General features: G+C 59.0%; 3 protein-coding genes and 1 other annotated feature. Of the genes, 1 reads left to right on the forward strand and 2 read right to left on the reverse strand.

The genetic code is table 11. The features are described from left to right. Positions 1–3: 3 nt before the first annotated feature. Positions 4–456 carry a hypothetical protein gene (locus AC1D1T_RS31535; RefSeq protein ID WP_477826777.1) on the reverse strand — a complete coding sequence of 151 codons (453 nt, stop codon included), beginning with the start codon at positions 454–456 and terminating at the stop codon, positions 4–6. On the opposite strand from AC1D1T_RS31535, the gene AC1D1T_RS31540 reads away from it, so the two are divergent. After that, positions 440–1,668, forward strand: a protein-coding gene (locus AC1D1T_RS31540) for an IS3 family transposase (protein ID WP_477993303.1) whose coding sequence is annotated in 2 segments (ribosomal slippage) — positions 440–728 and positions 728–1,668 — 1,230 coding nt in all. Because the reading frame shifts where the segments join, the coding sequence is not laid out codon by codon here. The genes AC1D1T_RS31535 and AC1D1T_RS31540 overlap by 17 nt on opposite strands. After that, positions 718–834, forward strand: a sequence feature (AL1L pseudoknot). (Overlaps the previous gene by 117 nt.) Position 1,669: 1 nt before the next feature. Here the strand turns inward: AC1D1T_RS31540 and AC1D1T_RS31545 are convergent. Then, entirely contained in the window at positions 1,670–2,068 is a 399-nt protein-coding gene (locus AC1D1T_RS31545; RefSeq protein WP_477993305.1) for a hypothetical protein, read from the reverse strand. Positions 2,069–2,769 lie beyond the last annotated feature (701 nt).

Below are 2,769 nucleotides of genomic sequence, written 5' to 3' on the forward strand. Positions count from 1 at the left end.
CCGTCATAGTCGGCGGTAGATGGATACAAAGACTGCAATGATGCCGATTACGAAGAAGGCAACAACCAGGAGCGAAACAAGTCGGGCTATTGGGCGGGCTGTGCCGTTGCCTCTGGCAAGCGAGTTCAGCCGCTGATGAACTCGGTCTTGAACAGAAGGGTCGACCTTCTTCCAAACGGAGTAGATGAAGTACATGGAATTTCCGATCAGAGGCACTGAGTAGCAGAACTCCCTAATTAGCCGATCGTCTTCCTCTGGATTGCGCACGTTTGACAGCAGACCCTCAAGGCGTTTTCTGACATGCTCGACCTCGGGTGTAGGGGGCAGCTTCTCGATCCGAAGAAGTTCCTGCTCGATTGATTCGACCTCTCTGATCTTCTCCTTCAAATTGAATCGCCCCGGGTTTTGAGGAGGCTCCAACCCTTGAGAAGATGGAGCCATGAACAAGTCGAACAAGTTCTCACCTGAGGTCCGCGAGCGCGCGGTGCGCTTGGTGCAGGAACATCGTGGGGAGTACCCATCGCTGTGGCTGGCGGTGGAGTCGATCGCGCCGAAGATCGGCTGCGTGCCGCAGACGCTGCTGACGTGGGTCAAGCGCCAGGAGATCGATGCCGGCGTGCGCGAGGGCGTGACGACGTCCGAGGCGCAGCGGGTCAAGGAGCTCGAGCGCGAGGTCAAGGAACTGCGTCGGGCCAACGAGATCCTCAAGGTGGCCAGCGCGTTTTTCGCCCAGGCGGAGCTCGACCGCCGATTCAAGTCCTGAGGGACTTGATAGACAAGCACCGTGACACATTCGGGGTCGAGCCGATCTGCAAGGTTCTGCAGATTTCCCCGTCTGGATATCGACGGTATGCGGCACTTCGGCGCAACCCGCAGGAGCGCTGCGCACGCGCCCAACGTGACGACGTTCTGGCCCCTCGGATCGAGCGCGTCTGGCAGGCCAACATGCAGGTCTACGGGGCTGACAAGGTCTGGCGCCAGCTGGCGCGCGAAGGCACGGCAGCGGCGCGCTGCACAGTGGAGCGGCTGATGCGTCGGCTGGGACTGCGCGGCGTGATGCGAGGCAAGATCGTGCGAACGACGATCAGCGACAGCAAGGCGCCATGCCCGCTGGACAAGGTCAACCGCCAGTTCCGCGCGGAGCGGCCGAACCAGCTCTGGGTCTCGGACTTCACCTACGTGTCGACGTGGCAGGGCTGGCAGTACGTGGCCTTCGTCATTGACGTCTTCGCCAGGCGCATCGTCGGCTGGCGCGTCAGCAGTTCGATGCGAACGGACTTCGTCCTCGATGCCCTGGAGCAGGCGTTGTACGCGCGGCAACCCGAACGGGATCGCAGCCTGGTGATTCACTCCGACCGCGGGTCGCAGTACGTGTCTATCCGCTACAGCGAGCGCCTTGCAGAGGCCGGCGTTGAGCCGTCGGTGGGCAGCAAGGGCGACAGCTACGACAACGCCCTGGCCGAGACGATCAATGGCCTCTACAAAGCCGAATTGATCCATCGCCGTGCGCCTTGGAAGACCAAGGAGTCCTTGGAGCTGGCGACGCTTGAATGGGTGTCCTGGTTCAACCACCACCGCCTGCTGGAGCCCATCGGCTACATCCCACCCGCCGAGGCTGAGGCAAACTACTACCGGCAACTCGCCGAGCAGGCCGCCACGCCGGCCTGACTTAAACCAACCGGCCTCCACGGAACCCGGGGCGATTCAAATCGTCTAAATAGACGGCCCTGAGTCTCTTTAGCAAGAGTTGGTTTCCCTCGCGTTCAATAATCGCCTTGAGATTCTGCAGTTCCTGTTCGTACAAGGCCTTGGCCTCTTCAACTGTCTTCGCCTCTTGCTCTTTCTCGCGAATCAAGGAAGCGGCCAGGATGCGCTCCAATTGCTCTTGGCTGCGAACATTGGAGGCTTGACTGRCTAGAAAGCCTGCGACCGCACCCAAGATGCCCGTCACTAGGCTGAATAGGTTCGAGTCACTTCCCAACTTCAAGTACGCGATGTACATGCTGAAAATAGAAGCAAGCACGCCGAACCAATAGAGAACGATCTTGGAGCTTTTGCCGTGCAACATTGCCTTTCTCCCCAGAGTTCATGAAATTAAACTTTTGACATAAGCGGTGGCTAGTAGTAAACGAAGCTTGTCGGAAGGCGTCCGTTCAATGGAATGGTTGCCCCGCTCAGCAGTCAGATCGGGCGCAAGGCTCGAACTCACGGAGCATTCCGTCCGCTGCGCTACGCAGGGATTGGCCGAGATCATGCGTGCTGAAACTCGCAAGCTACGGACCGCCGACAACCAAACAATCAATCATGAGTCCGCGCGAGCGTTTATGCGCCTAGGCCTCGCTTGGTCGGGCGAGCCTCTCTCTCAAAACCACGTAAAGATAGTATGGCGCGCAGCCGTGCGGGCCACCGCCACCAAGATTCAAGTTATCGCACTCGGCATCATCCCTGAACCATATGGTGAGCTCCGTCTCCAGGGTACTAACGACCGCATGCGAGGATGTCTTGTACAGCACGACCATCTCTTTGTAGTGAGGGTCCATGTGCCTGTACAGCGCTGCGCGGGCTTCCGGATTGCAGGATATGCCCACTTTGAAGCCAAGTACACGATCGATCCGGCCATAGGCAGCGACTCGCCGGCACAGGTCGAGCGAACTCGGCCGTCCAGTCTCAAGCTCGTATCGAATTTGCATTGGGAAGACCTCTGTTCGGTACTTGCGCGCGAAGGTCGAGCATCCGTTCCACGTGGTCAAGAACCTGTTCCAACACTGA

Source organism: Rhizobacter sp. P2_H3, from assembly GCF_056403355.1.